This window comes from Bradyrhizobium sp. 160, assembly GCF_023073735.1.
Lineage (GTDB): Bacteria > Pseudomonadota > Alphaproteobacteria > Rhizobiales > Xanthobacteraceae > Bradyrhizobium.
The window spans coordinates 304434-320285 of sequence record NZ_JADPKD010000028.1; the positions used below are offsets into that span (position 1 = coordinate 304434).

At 63.6% G+C, this 15852-nt stretch carries 14 protein-coding genes; 5 read left to right on the forward strand and 9 right to left on the reverse strand.

Translation table 11 applies throughout. From position 1 onward, the window contains the following. Positions 1–60 precede the first annotated feature (60 nt). From IVA98_RS11040 to IVA98_RS11075, 8 genes are all read right to left on the reverse strand, one after another. The gene (locus tag IVA98_RS11040; protein ID WP_247303661.1) at positions 61–1569 is read right to left on the reverse strand and encodes a tripartite tricarboxylate transporter permease; all 1509 of its coding nucleotides are present in this window, start codon (positions 1567–1569) and stop codon (positions 61–63) included. 4 nt (positions 1570–1573) lie between these two features. After that, positions 1574–2059, reverse strand: coding sequence for a tripartite tricarboxylate transporter TctB family protein (locus IVA98_RS11045; RefSeq protein ID WP_247303660.1), 486 nt, complete (start codon positions 2057–2059; stop codon positions 1574–1576). A 152-nt stretch (positions 2060–2211) separates the two neighbouring features. After that, positions 2212–3189, reverse strand: coding sequence for a tripartite tricarboxylate transporter substrate binding protein (locus tag IVA98_RS11050; protein WP_247303659.1), 978 nt, complete (start codon positions 3187–3189; stop codon positions 2212–2214). Positions 3190–3393: 204 nt separating this feature from the next. Beyond that, positions 3394–5409 carry an EAL domain-containing protein gene (locus IVA98_RS11055; RefSeq protein ID WP_247354846.1) on the reverse strand — a complete coding sequence of 672 codons (2016 nt, stop codon included), beginning with the start codon at positions 5407–5409 and terminating at the stop codon, positions 3394–3396. 48 nt (positions 5410–5457) lie between these two features. Continuing rightward, the gene (locus IVA98_RS11060; RefSeq protein ID WP_247354848.1) at positions 5458–6261 is read right to left on the reverse strand and encodes a PAS domain-containing protein; all 804 of its coding nucleotides are present in this window, start codon (positions 6259–6261) and stop codon (positions 5458–5460) included. Positions 6262–6553: 292 nt separating this feature from the next. Further along, positions 6554–7429: a GNAT family N-acetyltransferase gene (locus tag IVA98_RS11065; protein ID WP_247335642.1), complete on the reverse strand. Its 876-nt coding sequence runs from the start codon at positions 7427–7429 to the stop codon at positions 6554–6556. 41 nt (positions 7430–7470) lie between these two features. Further along, a complete protein-coding gene (locus IVA98_RS11070) occupies positions 7471–8451 on the reverse strand; it encodes an amino acid--[acyl-carrier-protein] ligase (RefSeq protein ID WP_247335645.1) in 981 nt (326 codons plus the stop codon). A 74-nt stretch (positions 8452–8525) separates the two neighbouring features. Then, positions 8526–9743: an acyl-CoA dehydrogenase family protein gene (locus tag IVA98_RS11075; RefSeq protein WP_247303655.1), complete on the reverse strand. Its 1218-nt coding sequence runs from the start codon at positions 9741–9743 to the stop codon at positions 8526–8528. Positions 9744–10100: 357 nt separating this feature from the next. On the opposite strand from IVA98_RS11075, the gene IVA98_RS11080 reads away from it, so the two are divergent. The 3 genes from IVA98_RS11080 to mtnA all read left to right on the forward strand — a co-directional run bounded on the left by IVA98_RS11080 (position 10101) and on the right by mtnA (position 12631). Further along, a complete protein-coding gene (locus IVA98_RS11080; protein WP_247303654.1) occupies positions 10101–10373 on the forward strand; it encodes a phosphopantetheine-binding protein in 273 nt (90 codons plus the stop codon). 257 nt (positions 10374–10630) lie between these two features. Next, complete coding sequence (locus IVA98_RS11085; RefSeq protein WP_247303652.1) at positions 10631–11506, forward strand: S-methyl-5'-thioadenosine phosphorylase; 876 nt, start codon at positions 10631–10633, stop codon at positions 11504–11506. Between the two features lie 18 nt (positions 11507–11524). Next, the gene (mtnA, locus tag IVA98_RS11090) at positions 11525–12631 is read left to right on the forward strand and encodes an S-methyl-5-thioribose-1-phosphate isomerase (protein ID WP_247303650.1); all 1107 of its coding nucleotides are present in this window, start codon (positions 11525–11527) and stop codon (positions 12629–12631) included. 6 nt (positions 12632–12637) lie between these two features. Here mtnA and IVA98_RS11095 read toward each other — a convergent pair whose 3' ends face one another. Next, positions 12638–13273, reverse strand: a complete 636-nt coding sequence (locus tag IVA98_RS11095; protein ID WP_247303649.1) for an HAD-IA family hydrolase — start codon at positions 13271–13273, stop codon at positions 12638–12640. Between the two features lie 122 nt (positions 13274–13395). On the opposite strand from IVA98_RS11095, the gene IVA98_RS11100 reads away from it, so the two are divergent. Both IVA98_RS11100 and IVA98_RS11105 read left to right on the forward strand, forming a co-directional pair. Then, on the forward strand, positions 13396–14154 hold the full coding sequence (locus IVA98_RS11100) for a S1 family peptidase (protein WP_247303646.1): 759 nt from the start codon (positions 13396–13398) through the stop codon (positions 14152–14154). A gap of 125 nt (positions 14155–14279) precedes the next feature. Then, on the forward strand, positions 14280–15782 hold the full coding sequence (locus tag IVA98_RS11105; protein ID WP_247303645.1) for a flavin-containing monooxygenase: 1503 nt from the start codon (positions 14280–14282) through the stop codon (positions 15780–15782). The last annotated feature ends 70 nt before the right edge of the window (positions 15783–15852 follow it).

Sequence of the window (15852 nt, forward strand, 5' to 3'; positions counted from 1 at the left end):
CTCGCTTCACCTCTCATTTGTGGGAGAGGGTGGTACGTCAGGCAGTAAGTATAAACCTCCTCACGCCCCTTCGTCCAACGCCACCAGCTCACGCTTCTTGCGCAGCGCGGGCAACAGCGGTGCGATCAGCAGCACCATCGCCAGCGCAAGACACGCCGCCGAGATCGGCCGCTGCACGAAGGTCCAGAGGTCGCCCTGCGACAGGATCAGCGACTTGCGCAGATTGTTCTCCAGCATCGGTCCGAGCACGAAGGCGAGTACCAGTGGCGCGGGCTCGTAGCCGAGCTTGCGCATGAAATAGCCGATGATCCCGAACGCGATCATCACGTAAACGTCGAACACGTTGTTGCTGGAGCAGTAGACGCCCAGGATCGTGAACAGGATGATCAGGGGGAAGAGGATGTTATAGGGCAGCTTGAGCAGTTGCACCCACATGCCGATCATCGGCAGATTGAGGATCAGCAACATGACGTTGCCGATATACATGCTGGCGACGATGCCCCAGAACAGGCCGGGGTTTTGTGTGATCAGCAGCGGACCCGGTTGCAGGCCGTGGATGACGAACGCGCCGAGCAGCAGCGCCATCACCACGTTCGGAGGGATTCCCAAGGTCATCAGCGGAATGAACGCGCCCCCGGCCGCCGCATTGTTGGCGGACTCGGGGCCTGCGACGCCCTCGATCGCGCCTTGGCCGAACCGCTCCGGCGTTTTCGACAGCCGCTTCTCCAGTGCGTAAGACGCGAACGAGGCCACCACGGCGCCGCCACCCGGCAGGATGCCGAGCAGAAAGCCGAGCAGCGTACCGCGTGCTACGGGGCCGGCGCTCGCCTGCCAATCGGCCTTGTTGGGCAAGAGCTGCGTGATCTTGGTATTGATGATGTCGCGCTTGATCGCCTGCTCGGTGTTGAGCAGCACCTCGGCGACGCCGAACAGGCCCATCACGACGGGCACGAGGCCGATGCCGTCGATCAACTCCATGCGGCCGAAGGTCATTCGCGGCTGCGCCGTGATGCTGTCGAGGCCGATCAGGCCGAGCACGACGCCGATGCAGGCCATCAGCAGCGCCTTCGGCATCGAACCCTGGGTCAGGAAAGTGAGCACGACGAGGCCGAGCACCATCAGGCTGAAATACTCGGCCGGGCCAAAGGCGATGGCGATACTGGCAAGCCTCGGCGCCACCAGCATCAGCGCGATCAGCGCAAAGGTGCCGGCGATGAAGGAACCGAAGGCGGAGATGCCGAGCGCGGGGCCCGCGCGGCCCTGCTTCGCCATCTGGTGGCCGTCGATGCAGGTGACAACGGAGGCAGCTTCGCCGGGGATGTTGACCAGGATCGACGTGGTCGAGCCGCCATACATCGAGCCGTAATAGATGCCGGCCATCATGATGATGCCGGATTCCGGCGTGCCCGACAGCGTCACCGGCAACAGCAACGACATCGCCGAGATCGGCCCAATGCCCGGCAGCACGCCGACCAGCGTGCCGATGAAGACACCGATGAAGCAATAGAGCAGGTTGATCCCGGTCAGCGCAACGCCGAACCCGTGCGCGACATTGGCGAGCGTATCCATGCGATCAGCCGATCCCGAACAGGCCAGAGGGCAGCTGGATCAAGAGCAGGCGCTTGAGCACCCACCACATGCCGAGCGGAACAAGCACGGCGATCGGAATCGCCAGCGTCCAGCGCACGGGATCGATCAGGCGCAACAACAGCAGCATCAACGGGATCGACGACAACAGGAATCCCAGCGGCTCCAGTGCGAACGAGAACGCGGTGAGGCAGGCGATGACGAGAAGCGGCTTGCTCCAACGCACATTTTCCCACCGTGAGGCCAGCGTTGGCCCGCCCTCGGTGATTGCCGAGATGATGATGCTGGTTGCGAACACGCATATCAGGATGCCCGTGTAGAACAGCACGTAGCCGGAGCCGGGATCGTTGATGGTGCCGAGCTTGAGCTTCAGCCCCGACCAGATCACGAAGCCGCCGAGTGCGAGCCCGATCAACCCGCCCCAGAGTTCGGAGTTGCTGAGGCGGAGTTTGACATTGGTTTGGTTGTTCATCGCTTCTCTCTCAGCCGTTCCCCGGACGCTGCGCAGCACCAAGTGGTGCGCTGCAGATCCGGAGGTCCGGTGGTTCGTGGCAAGCTGGTCGGCTCTGCGGTGCATCGCTGCAGAAGCGCTGCACCGCGTCCGGGACACCGAAGCGGCTCAGTCTATTTCTTCGCCAACCCGAGTGTCTCGATCACCTTTCGCTCGGACTCCGTGACCTCGACAACGAACTTCTTGTAATCCTCGGTGTTCTTGTAGTTCGGCACCATGTCATATTTGGCGAGCGTTGCCACGACGGCCGGGTCTTCGACCGCCTTCTTGAACGCATCGTGCAGCTTGGCGACGATTTTCGGATCCATCCCCTTCGGGCCGGCGATGCCGAACGGGGAGTCGTAGACCATGGGATAGCCGAGCTCCTTCAGCGTCGGTACATCCGGGTAATTCGGCGAGCGGGCAGCGGTCCACACCATCAATAACCGCAGCTTGCCGGCGTCGACCAGCGGCCGCCATCCCGTGGAGTCTGCCTGAAGCATTGTATGCTGCCCCAGGACCGCGGCGTTGGTTTCCGCGCCGCCTTTGAACGGCACCTGGGTGAGCTTGATGCCGGACATCGCCGCGATCTGCTCCATGCCGATATGCAGCGAGGTGCCGGTGCCGGGCGTCGCGTAGGTCACCTTGCCCGGGTTCGCCTTGGCGAACTCCACCACGTCCTTCCAGCTCTTGAACTGGGACTCCGCGTTGGTGGTGACGCCGAAGGTATAGCCGGTGAGATGGATGATGTAGGTAAAATCCTTCGCCGGATCCCATGACACCTCCTGCATCAAGGGCAAGCGGAAGACGGTGATCGGGATCTGGGAGATGGTGTAGCCGTCCGGCTTCGCGGCCGCGGCCATGGTTGCAGGTCCCACCGTGCCGCCGCCGCCGGCCTTGTTGTCGATCACGACGGGCTGACCCAGGACCTTCGAAGCGCTGTCGGCGATCGCGCGCATCGAGATGTCAGTCGAACCACCGGCCGGCCAGGGCACGATCAGCGTAATCGGCTTGGTAGGATAGTCCTGCGCACTGGCAGCAGTGGAGAGCACTGCGCCTATGACCGCATGTATGGCGGCAAAGGCAATCGTCTTCAGCCCGGATCGCGACATAGAAACGCCTCCCTCGCAGCGGCCTCGCTCAAGCCGCCATCTCTCATTCTGTGGAGCGATTGTTCCCGAAATCACGAGAGAAGAAAAGCGCCATTGCGTCTGTGCCAGGCAAGGAGCGAGACGGCAATTCCGCCGGAAACCATCCATGCGACAATTGGTCGTTTGGCGGCGTGCCGAGATACGGAATTTGAGCGGGCGAAGCCGCTACGCCACGCGCCGGACTCCGCTCAGCCTCTCGATGATGCCGCCGACTTCGGCCGCCGGGCACGGCTTGCCGAAATAATAGCCCTGCACGGCGGTGCAGCCGCATTCGCGCACGAAGTCGAGTTGCTCCGCGGTTTCCACTCCCTCCGCCGTGGTCTCGACCCCGAGCACGGAGCCGAGGCTGGCGATGGTGCGGACGATGGCGACGCTTTCGGGGCTCTCGCCGAGGGTGCCGACGAAAGAGCGGTCGATCTTGATGCGATCGAACGGAAACTTGCGCAAATAGCTGAGCGAGGAATAGCCGACGCCGAAATCGTCGAGGCTGACCCGCACGCCGAGTGCGCGGAGCTGGTGCAGGATCTCGATCGTCGCCTCGCTGTCGTCGAGCAGAGCCGTCTCGGTGACCTCGAGCTCGAGCCGTTGTGGCGGCAGGCCGGCTTCCGCAAGTGCGCTCGTGACCATCGACACCAGGCCGCGCGAGCGGAACTGCACCGGCGACAGGTTTACCGCGATGGTGACCTCGGGCCAGGATGCAGCGGTCGCACAGGCGGTGCGCAGCACCCATTCGCCGATCGGGACGATCAGCCCGGTCTCTTCCGCGATCGGAATGAATTCGGCCGGCGAGACGAAGCCGCGCGAGGGATGCTTCCAGCGCAACAGCGCTTCGAAGCCGATCAGCTCGGAATTGTCGAGCCGCACCTGCGGCTGGAACACGAGATGGAATTCACGTGCTTCCAACGCGCCGCGCAGATCGTGCTCCAGCGCGTGCCGGCTGCGCGCCTCTTCTTCCATCTCGGGCGCGAACAGCTGATAGGCGCCGCGGCCCTTGGCCTTCGCCTGGTAGAGGGCGAGGTCGGCGCATTTCATCAGCTCGTCGGCATCGAGCCCGTGGTCGGGCGCGATCGCGATGCCGACGGAGACGCCGATATGGATCGACTGGTTTTCCAGCGGCGGGGGATGGCCGATAATCTGGACCAGGCGACGGGCGAGCGTTTCAGCCGATTGCGGCTGCGGTCCGCGTTGGAGCACGGCGAATTCGTCGCCGCCGAGCCGCGCGACGGTATCATGCTCGCCGACATTCTCCTTCAGCCGCGCCGCAGTCCAGCGCAGCAGGCGGTCGCCTGCCGCGTGGCCGAGGCGGTCGTTGACGGTCTTGAAATTATCAAGGTCGAAACACAGCACCGCCATCGCGCCGCCGGCGATCGCGACCTGGTTCAGCCCCTCGCTCATCTTCTCGCGGAACAGCGTGCGGTTGGGCAGGTCTGTCAGCGAATCGTGGCGTGCCATGTGCGCGACGCGGGCCTGGGCCTTGTGGCGCTCGGTGACGTCCTCATAGGTGACGACCCAGCCGCCAAGCTCCATCCGCTTGTGATTGAGCTTGATGATGCGGCCGTCGCTCAAATGGCGGTGCAGCGTGTGCTCGCCCTCGCGCAGCCTCTCGACATAGTCGGCATAGAGCCGCGCGCCCGTGGTGTTCGGATGGATGCCGAGCTCGCAGCTGTGCTCCATGATCTCGCGCATCGAGACGCCCGGCTTCACGATCTCGGTCGAGAGGCCGTACATCTCGATATAGCGGCGGTTGCAGACGATGACGCGCAGACTCGAATCGAGCATGCACAGGCCCTGGCTCATGTTGTTCAATGCGGCGTCGAAACGTCGATACTGCTCGCTCAGCTCCTCGATGGCGCGCTCGCGTTCGGTGATGTCCTCGTAGGTGGCGACGAAGCCGCCATCGGGCAGCGCACAGTAGCGCATGGAGATCACGATCCCGTTGGACATGCGCCGTCGCATCGGCGAGGAATCGCGGTTCGCGATCCTCGCGCTGGCGACTTCCAGGAGTTGCTGCGGGCTGTATTCGGAAGCGAACGCGCCGTTCGCCATCGACCGCTCAATCAGCTCGGAAAGATGCGTGCCGGGCCGTGTCTCCTCGGGCGACAGCCGGTAGATCATGCAGTAGGTGCTGTTGCAGACGCGAAGCCGCATCTCGCTATCGTAGAAAGCGAGTCCGTGCGCCATGTTCTCCAGCGCCGCATCGAGGATGAAGTTCTGCTGCCTCAGTGCTTCCTAGTATTGCAACCGCTCGGTGACGTCCTCGTGCACCGTCACCCAGCCGCCGTCGGGAAGGAAGCGGGAAACCGCCTGCACCATCCGCCCGTCATAGCGCATCACCAGCAGGGTTTTCGCCTTCCTGGCGCGCACGTCCGCCAGCCTGGTGTGGTGGAACTCATCGGCTGACATGCCCGTCAGGTTGCCGCGCGACATCCAGTGCTCGATCACCGTGCTGTGCGAGATGCCCGGCTTCACGATTTCGGAGTCGAGATTGTAAAGGTCCAGGAACCGGTCGTTGCAGACGACGACGCGGCTGTCGGCATCGTACATGATGAGGCCGTGCGACGTGTTCGCGAGCGCGTGCTGGCTACGCTCCGTCTGCACGCGCAATTCCGCCTCGAGTCGGGCGAGACGACTGACGTCGTCGCAGATCGTCATCCAACCGCCGCCGGGGAGAGGCTTCAGCTCGAGCGCCATGACGAGGCCGCTGGCAAGCCGCTGTTCGGTGCGAAAGGGCTTGCCCCCTGCAATTTGCGTCATTCGCGCCGAGTAAAGCGTATCAATCTCGTGCTGCGGAAAGTTTCCGCGCGTCGCGCTGTGGGCAAGCACCTCGCGATAGCTCGTGCCCACCCGCACGATATCGGCCGACATGTCGAACAGCGTGAGGTAGCGCTGATTGACCAGCACGATCCGGTTGTGGGCATCGTAGACGCAGACGCCCTGCTCCATGTGGTCGAGCGCAAGCTGGCTGAGCGCGACCAGTGCCTCGGGGGCCTGTTCGCGGTGTGCACCATGCTCGTTCTCGCGGGTCGACGTCATGTGAGTCGTGGATCTCGGCGGGCGATAGAGCTAACGCGACGTAATTCAGCCGCCGAGGGTAGCGAAGAGGCCAGAAAATTCCCTTAAGCGCAGTAGTTTACGGAGAGTGACCGGTGATGCAGAGATGCGTGTGCACGGAGTATCACCGTCACCCTGAGGCGCCGGAGCATAGCGGAGATCTGGAAAGAGCGTCGGGCCGGCTGCATCGCGGCCGTTCATCCTTCGAGGCGCGCCGCGCTGCGCAAGGCGAGCACCTCCGAATGACGGGCCAGTGCGCAGCCTGCGGGCCTGCTCAAGGCCCGTACAGCACGAGTTCCGTGTCGGTGAGGTCGGCGAGCTGCGGCCGGTGCGGGCCCTTGAAATATTTGCGGCCGCGCCGTTCGGTGTAGAGGCCGACGAGGCCGGGAAGCGGGCCGTTGGAATCGACGGCCACCGCAATCTTGCCGAGCCGCAGCAACAGCCGGCCGATCCGGCCCGCGCAAGTGGCATATTCGGCGGTGTTGCGGCAGTAGATCAGCTTCATCGCAGGCGGCGCAATGAAGCCGCGGCGGATGCGCACCGGTTGCAGGATGAAGGGGAACGTTCCCTCCGGTGTGCGGCAGACGAGGCTGAGGCAATTGTAGCGCGCATGTCGTGTCAGCAACTCGGTCTCGGGTTCGCCAAGCCCCTGGATCGCCTTGGCGTGCGGCGAGATCACCTCGATCGTGCTCCAGCGCGGGGGGCGCGCCAGCGCAGGCACCGAGAAGAATATCCCGCAGCAATAGGCGCGAAAGCCCTGCGTCTCGATGATCGGCCAGGTCCACGGCGCCGGGCTGATGTTGAGATAAGTGACGTCCTTGTGCCGCTGCGCGATCTTGGTCAGCAGCGGCGCGTAATTGCGGTAGACCGGATCGACATACCAGCTCGACAAATTGCACTGGATGGCGGCCTCTTCGCCGTGCTGGCGCGCCGTGTAGATCAGCAGCAGTGCGCCGACCGGTATGCCGTCATCCTCGAGCATGTAGCCGAAGCGCGGATAGCCCTCCGGCACGGTCCGGAAAGCCTGCCGGCGCAGGCCCTGGATCCAATAGTCCCGCGAGCGGCCGATGAAGCCGCGCGTCAGCAGGTCCGCGATGGCTTCGACATCGGTCTCGGTGATTTCGCGGCATCGGACCTTGGTGTGGATCACGCTCGTCTTGCCCGTGGAAATGGTCAGCCTCGTGAGTTCCGTTAGCGCCAGCCTTCGCCGTGGGCCTCGGCCGCAACATGCGGCTGTAAGCCCAGGACGTCGCGCACCCTGGCTGGCCAGGAAGCGGTATCAATGCCGTGGGTGTGGAACAGGGCGACCGCGAGCCGGTCCATGCCGAAGGCAACGCAGCCGGTGTGGGCCGGCTCGCCATTGGCATCCTGAATGCCCCAGGTCGTGCCGAAATGCTCGCGGTGATAGTTGAAGCTCATGCAGGCGGTCGGCTGCTCCTCCGAGCGCAGCGGGATCAGGAGCTCGAACTTCAGCTGCTGCTGCTTCTGGCTCACCGCCTTCATCTGGCCGACGCGGCCGAAGAAAGGATCGCTGGCGTAGTCGACGCGGAAGGTCAGGCCGAGGTCGCGGGCGATCGCCTGCGCGCGCACCATCCAGCGCTCGCGGAAGTCGGCGACGTCATCGGGGCTGCCGATACAGACATATTCGCGCATCCGGAACGATTGCAGGCGGTCGAGATGCTTTGACGGCTCGCGGCGGAAGCAATCGGCGGCGACGTCGAAGCGCAGGCCGTCCTTCGGCAGTTGGCCTCGGCTTGCTGCGATCGGGTAGACGGGATAGCAGGCGGCTGGCGACAGCACGAGGTCGGCCGGGGAGAGCGATGAGGTCCAGTCGCCACCCGCATCGAAGCGGCTCACCGCAGCGTTGATCTCGCGTTCGGTGCCGTGCAGGCCGCAGACGCAGCCGAGCAGGTTCGGAAAGCTCTTGAGGTAGCCGGATTTCTCCAGCTGAGCCCGGCTCATCACCGGCGGAAAGCGCATCACCTCGGTTCCGGCCTCGCGATGGCCAGTGATCAGCGTGGCGAGCTTCTCGACGATGCCCTCGTAGAGCGCGGTGCGGGCGTAGACCCCGTCCGAGCCCATGCGGTGGAATAGCTTGTCGGTGAGATGATCGAGCGGATCGATGATCTCCGGTGCGGTCGCGGGCGAATTGGGGAGGACGGCAATGTTCATGGAGTTGATGTCCTGCTATCTCAAAATTGTTCTTGTTGGTTCAGTCGCCAAGGCTAGTCGGTCATGAAGGCACGTCAGTCACGAAGGCTCAATGGAACGCCGCTCATCAGCGTCGATGTCGCGGCGTTGGCGAGAATACGGTCATTGTTGATCATGATCGGCGACGACAGAACGTCCCGCAGGTGGCGGCCCATGGTGAACTCACCGTCGTTGCGGTAGCCGGAAAGGCCCGCGGTACGCATCGCATGCATCACGGTCTCCACCGCGAGCTCGGAGGCCTGCACCTTCAAAAGCGTGATCGAGGATTGGAAGTCGAGCGAGCTCAGCGCGCGCTCGTCATGCTCGGCGCCGGCGAAGGCGTCGATGTTGGCAGCGATCAGCGCGCGCAGCTTTGTGAGCGACATCTTCGCGGCGGTGAAATGCGCCGCGGCCGGCGGCATTTGTCCGCCGGAGCTGCGGGCCACCTTGCGGATGAAGGCCTGCGCACGGGTCACCGCGGCGGCGGCAATGCCAGCCCAAGCGGACGACCAGCATAGATGCGCGAACGGCGTCATGGTCTGGGCGTGGATCTTGTCATAGGATTCCGGGAAAACGCGGTCGGCGGGGCAATCGACCTTCAGCTCGAAACCGGTCGAGCAGGTGCCGCGCATGCCGAGCGTTTCCCAACCCAGCGTCCGCTTCAGCGAATAATCGCCCTTGGCGAGTGCCAGCAGCACTTGGTCGGAAGCGGCAGCGTCGGTGGCGCGGCGGGCGATGGTGACGAGACCGTCGGCTTCGGCGCCGTAGGAGATCACGGTCGCATCGCGTACTAGCGACACGATGTCGCCGGCGTGATCGACGGCGGCGGCGCTGGCGCGGATGTTGCCGCCGTTCTGTCCTTCGGTGGTGGAGGAGGCGAGCAGCCACTGGTCTCGCGCGACCCGGCGCATCATGGTTTCCATCCAGGGGATGCCGTGGCCGTGCCTGACGAGGCAGGCAACCTTGGTCTGGTGCATCGCGTAGATCATCGCGGTGGAAGCGCAGGCGCGCCCGAGCGTGTAGCAGATGTCGGTGACGTCGTAGATCGAGGCGCCAAAGCCGCCGAACTCGACCGGGATCATGACGCCAAGCAGTTTCTGCTCGCGCGCGACCTCGAAAGCCGTGTGGGGGAAGCGGGCGTCGCGATCGACCTCGTCTGCGTCGGCCGCTGCGGCAGCGGCTGTCCGGGCGGCACGCTCGATCAGGGAGGGGCCCTGCTCGAGAAAGCTCGTCTGCGTTTCGTCGACAGTGAGGACTGCTTCACGCACGTTCATGCTCGTCCGCCTCCGGTTCGCCGTTCGAGATCGCCGCCATCATTCGCGATGCCGCCGGCGATCCTCCGACCATCTTTGCTTGTGAGACGAGGCTACGGATTTAATTCAAATTCGTCGATGAAATAGAGGGTAAACAAAGCCCAATTCCGAACGAACAGTTAAGGTCAGGTTGTTGGAGGGGGCCGAAATTCCGTGGACCCGTTAGGGTTCTGGAAGAGCCCCCGAATTTTAGTCAATTTGAGTCATCGTTTACTAAGAAGGACGAAGTAATCCTCGTGCCCATTGCGGGACCGACTGGCCGTGTCCATCGTAGCCGGCAGTCCGGTCCGCCTCCGATAGATAGATGGGAATTTGCCGATGCAGGCTTTCGATACCGACATGCGCAATCGCATCATCAAGCTGGTGAAGGGCATCCTCGAACAGAACTCGCTCACGGCGGACATCACGCCGTCGGCGAAGCTCGTCGATGTCGGCCTGGCCTCGATGGACATGGTCAATCTGATGCTCGGCGTCGAGGCCGAATTCGACTTCACCATCCCGCAAGCCGAAATCACGCCGGAGAATTTCCAAACCGTCGAGACGCTGGAGCGGATGATCGCAGCTCAGCTGCAGCCGGCGAACGCAGCTTAGGTTGAACCACTGAGGTCGTTCCGGCGAAAGCCAAGACCCATTTCCCCCAGGGAGCAGTTTTGCGAAGACCGGTCGTTCGGGACAAAGACCGTTCGCAACCGATAGACCTCGCGGTATGGGCCCGCTTCGCCAAGACGACACACCGATGGCGTGGCGATAGCGCCCGCTTCCTGACCACACTACCACCCCGTTCCAAATCTGCCGCAAAACTGGCATAGCTTGACCATGTCGCACGTGGCGGATGGGATGGAGCAGGCATGACGCAGGCGGTATTGGGCATCATCGGCGGTTCCGGCATCTATGATCTGCCCGGCCTAGAGGGTGCGCGCGAAGCGGCGATCAAGAGCCCCTGGGGCGAGCCGTCAGCGCCCCTGCGCCGCGGCACTATGGCGGGCCTGCCGGTCGTGTTCCTGCCGCGGCACGACAAGGGCCACCGATTGTCGCCCTCCGACATCAACTATCGCGCCAATATCGACGTTCTGAAGCGGGCTGGCGTCACCGACCTGATCTCGCTGTCGGCCTGCGGCTCCTTTAGGGAGGAACTTGCGCCCGGCACCTTCGTGCTGGTCGATCAGTTCGTCGACCGCACCCACAAGCGCGAGAGCTCGTTCTTCGGCCGCGGCTGCGTCGCCCATGTCTCGATGGCCCATCCGGTCTCGCCACGGCTGCGAATCCATCTTGCCGCAGCGGCCGAAGCCGAGGGAATCGCAATCGCGCGTAGCGGCACCTATGTCTGCATGGAGGGGCCGCAATTCTCCACTTACGCGGAGAGCATGACCTACAAAACGTTGGGCTATTCCGTGATCGGCATGACCAACATGCCCGAGGCCAAGCTCGCGCGGGAAGCCGAGATTTGCTATGCCACCGTTGCGATGGTGACGGATTTCGACTGCTGGCATCCCGACCACGATGCCGTGACCGTGCAGGACATTATCCGTGTGCTGAATTCGAACGCCGACAAGGCCAAGGCGCTGGTGGCACGGCTGGCAAAGGATTTTCCGCGCGAGCATGAGCCGTGCCCGATCGGCTCGGATCGCGCGCTCGACACCGCCCTGATCACGGCGCCCGAGGCCCGCGATCCCGAGCTTTTGAAGAAACTCGATGCGGTGGCGGGGCGTATCCTGCGCGGTTGAGACGAAAGGCAGAATGCCATGAAGGTCGACGGCAAGCATTTTCGCAGCATCTGGCGCGAGCGCGACGGCTGGTCGGTCGGCGCGATCGACCAGCGCAGGTTGCCCCACGAGTTCGTTGTTGCGGAGCTGACGTCATGCGAGGAGGCGGCGGTCGCCATCCGCGACATGCTGGTGCGCGGCGCGCCGCTGATTGGCGCCACCGCCGCTTACGGCATGGCGCTCGCGATGCGCGAGGACGCCTCCGACGCCGGCCTGAAGCGTGCCTATGACACGCTGGTCGTGGCGCGGCCGACCGCGATTAATCTGAAATGGGCGCTGGACGAGATGCGCGCGACGCTCGCACCGATCGATCCGGTTGAACGGGCGGAGGCGGCCTACGCGCGCGCCGACGAGATCGTCGAGCAGGACGTCGAGATCAACCGCGGCATTGCCGGCAATGGCCTGAAGCTGATCGAGGCGATCGCGGCGAAGAAGCCGGGCGATACGGTCAACGTCCTCACTCATTGCAACGCCGGCTGGCTCGCGACCGTCGATTGGGGCACAGCGACGGCGCCGGTCTATCTTGCGCATGAGCGCGGCCTCAAGATCCATGTCTGGGTCGACGAGACCCGCCCGCGCAATCAGGGCGCCGCGCTCACGGCTTGGGAGCTCGGCCATCACGGCGTGCCGCACACGGTGATCCCGGACAATACCGGTGGCCATCTGATGCAGCACGGCATGGTCGATCTCGCTATCGTCGGCACCGACCGCGTCGCCGCCAACGGCGACGTCTGCAACAAGATCGGCACCTATCTGAAGGCGCTCGCCGCGCACGACAACGGTGTGCCGTTCTACGTCGCGCTGCCGTCGCCGACGATCGATTTCGCCATCCATGACGGCATCCGTGACATCCCGATCGAGCAGCGCAGTGGCTCTGAGGTCACCGACATGACCGGTCGCACCGCGGACGGGAGGCTGGAGACGGTGCGCATCGTGCCGGAGGGCTCCCCGGTCGCGAACTATGCTTTCGATGTGACGCCGGCGCGCCTCGTGACCGGCCTCATCACCGAGCGCGGCGTGCTGAAGCCCGACCGTGCCGCGCTCGCGGCCGCGTTTCCGGAGCGGATCGCGGCCGCTGCAGAATAGGTTGGACTAGCAGAGCTTCAACCCCGTCGCGACCTCGAGCTCGGCGATGGCCTGGACCCCGCTGGTGACCTTGATCGTGGTCATGCCCATCTCGCGAGCCGGCTTGAGATTGACGCCGAGATCGTCGAGATAAACGCAATTGTTGGGATCAACCTTCAGCGTCTGGAGCATCAGCCGGTAGATGCGTGGATCGGGCTTGCGCAGGCCGATTTTGGCGGACTCGATGACGTGATCGAACAGTGCCATCACCTCGGCAATGTAGAGCGTGCGTCCCGTCAGGCTGCTGATGGCGTTGGCCGGGAGGTTGTTGGTGATGCAGCCGGTCTTGAATTGCGCCTTGATGCGCTTCAGCGCCTCGACCATCTCGGGACGCAGCTCGCCCTGGAGCAGCGGCAGCACGTCGCGCCCGCGCACCTCTGCGCCAAGCGCACGTGATTCCTCGGCGAACAAAAGATCGAACGTGTCGATATCCACCTCGGCGCGTTCAAACTTGGCCCAGGCATTTTCCAGATGGTTGGCGGCATTGGTGCGCCGTATGATGTCGATGGGCAGGCCACGCTCGGTCTCGAAGCGGGCGAACGCCTCGAACGGTGAGCTCGTCAACACGCCGCCAAAATCAAAGATCACAGCCTCGATCGTCAAGGTCCTGTCCTCGTCAATTCAGTGCCAGGATGGCTGACAAGACGGCTAGCACGCGCTATCGGCAAGGGCCAGCCTGAAGCAAACTCCGCCCTTGACCGAACCGCCTGCCGAAACGTGTTCCCATGAAGACAATTGCGACATTCATCACTGCCATTTTGCTGCTCGCCACGCCTGCTCACGCCATCGTTGGCGGCGGCACGCCGCAAGCGGAGGGTGTCGCCCGCGCCATCGTCACCATCGTCGGCTCGCGCGGCAATTTTTGCACCGGGAGCCTGATCGCACCGAAGCTGGTGCTGACGGTCGCTCACTGCGTGCAGCCCGGCGCGGACTACAAGATCGTCGATCGCGGCGGCGACGGCCAGCCGCAATTGCTGAACGTCCGTTCTGTCGCGATCCATCCGAATTTCAACATGCAGGCAATGCAGGCGCATCGGGCGACTGCCGACGTGGCACTGCTGCAACTGGAAATTCCACTGAAGGGAAAATCGACGGTGCCGGTCGGTGCACCGGATATTCCAATCCGCGTCGGCAGCCGCTTTACCATCGCCGGCATCGGCGTCACAGTTCGCGGTGATGGCAAGAGCGGTGGCATTACGCGTTTCGCTGCGCTGGTCGCCACCGGCCAGCCCGGCACGCTCCAGATTCGGCTGGTCGATCCCGTAACCAACGGTGTTCGTGACGGAATCGGCGCCTGTACCGGCGATTCCGGCGGACCGGTGTTCGAGGACAAGCCGAAGGGTGCCGTGCTCGTTGGCGTCGTCAGTTGGTCGACCGGGCCGAACGGCGCCGCAGGTTGCGGCGGGTTGACCGGGGTCACTCCGCTCACGCTCTACCGGGACTGGATCTTGCAGACCGCACGGAGCTGGGGTGCGGCACTGTGATTTGACCGCGACCGGATCTATGTCATGTTGAAACGGAAGCGCGATGGGCGACACTGCCTGTCGCGGAGGAAACGCGCCGTCCAGTCAAGGCCGGCCACGAAAAACGAGCAAGGCAACAAGCAACAATGAATGTCGCTGTTCGCGGTCACACCGCTACCAAGCAAGCTTCCGAACATTTCGACGTGCTGATCGTCGGCGCCGGCATCTCCGGCATCGGCAGCGCCTATCATCTCACCAAGCAGCTTCCGGGCACGAGCTTCGTCATTCTGGAGACGCAGGCGAGCTTCGGCGGCACCTGGATCACACATCGCTATCCCGGCATCCGTTCGGATAGCGATCTCCACACCTTCGGCTATCGCTTCAAGCCCTGGGTCGGACCGCCGATCGCGACCGCCGAAGAGATCCTCGCCTACATGAACGAGGTGATCGAAGAGAACGATCTCGCGAAGCACATTTGCTACAAGCACAAGATCAGTTCCGCGAGCTGGTCGAGCGAGCAAAATCTCTGGACCATCGAGGCGGTCACGACCGACACCGGCGAGCCGAAGACCTTCACCGCGAACTTCCTCTGGATGTGCCAGGGCTATTACCGGCATTCGGAGGGTTACACGCCGGAATGGAAGGGGATGGACCGGTTCAAGGGCCGCATCGTCCATCCGCAGACATGGCCCGACGACGTCGATCTCACGGGCAAGAAGGTGATCGTGATCGGCTCCGGCGCGACCGCGGCAACACTCGTTCCGAACATCGCGGACAAGTGCGCGCATGTCACGATGCTGCAGCGCTCGCCGACCTATTTCCGGCTCGGTCGCAACGCCATCGAGATTGCGGAGGAGCTGCGCAGGCTTCAAGTCGACGAGGAGTGGATTCATGAGATCGTCCGGCGCAAGATCCTGTTCGAGCAGGATGCATTCACCAAGCTTTGCGTCTCCAAGCCGGAGCAGGTGAAGAAGGAGCTGATCGGTCAAATCAGCGCGGTCCTCGGCCCCGACTACGACGTCGAGACCCATTTCACGCCAAAGTACCGGCCGTGGCGGCAGCGCATCGCCTTCGTGCCGGATGCCGATCTGTTCAAGGGGATTGCCAGCGGCAAGGCCTCGGTCGTTACCGACGAGATCGAGTGCTTCGTCGAGAACGGCATCCAGCTCAAATCCGGCAAGCTGCTCGAAGCCGACGTCATCGTCACCGCGACCGGCTTCAACCTCGCCGCCCTGGGCGACATCGCCTTCGAGATCGACGGCAAGCCGCTCGCCTTCGGCGACACCGTCACCTATCGCGGCATGATGTTCACGGGCGTGCCGAACATGGTCTGGGTGTTCGGCTATTTCCGCGCGAGCTGGACGCTGCGCGTCGACCTGGTCGCCGATTTCGTCTGTCGGCTGCTCAGCCATATGAAGGGCAAGGGCGCAAAGAAGGTCGAGGTGAGATTGCGCCCCGAAGACCACAACATGCCGATCCTGCCCTGGATCGATCCGGAAAACTTCAACCCCGGATACATGATACGCAATATGGACCTGTTGCCGAAGCGCGGCGACAAGCCAGAATGGCAGCACAGTCAGGACTACTGGACCGAGAAGGACGAGATTCCGAAGACGGACCTGGACGATGCGGCGTTTGTGTATGGGTGAGGAGATTGCGGGAGCAACGGCAACGCCACAATCGTAAAGCCGTATAGGCGCGCCGGGCATCGGCGGTCAC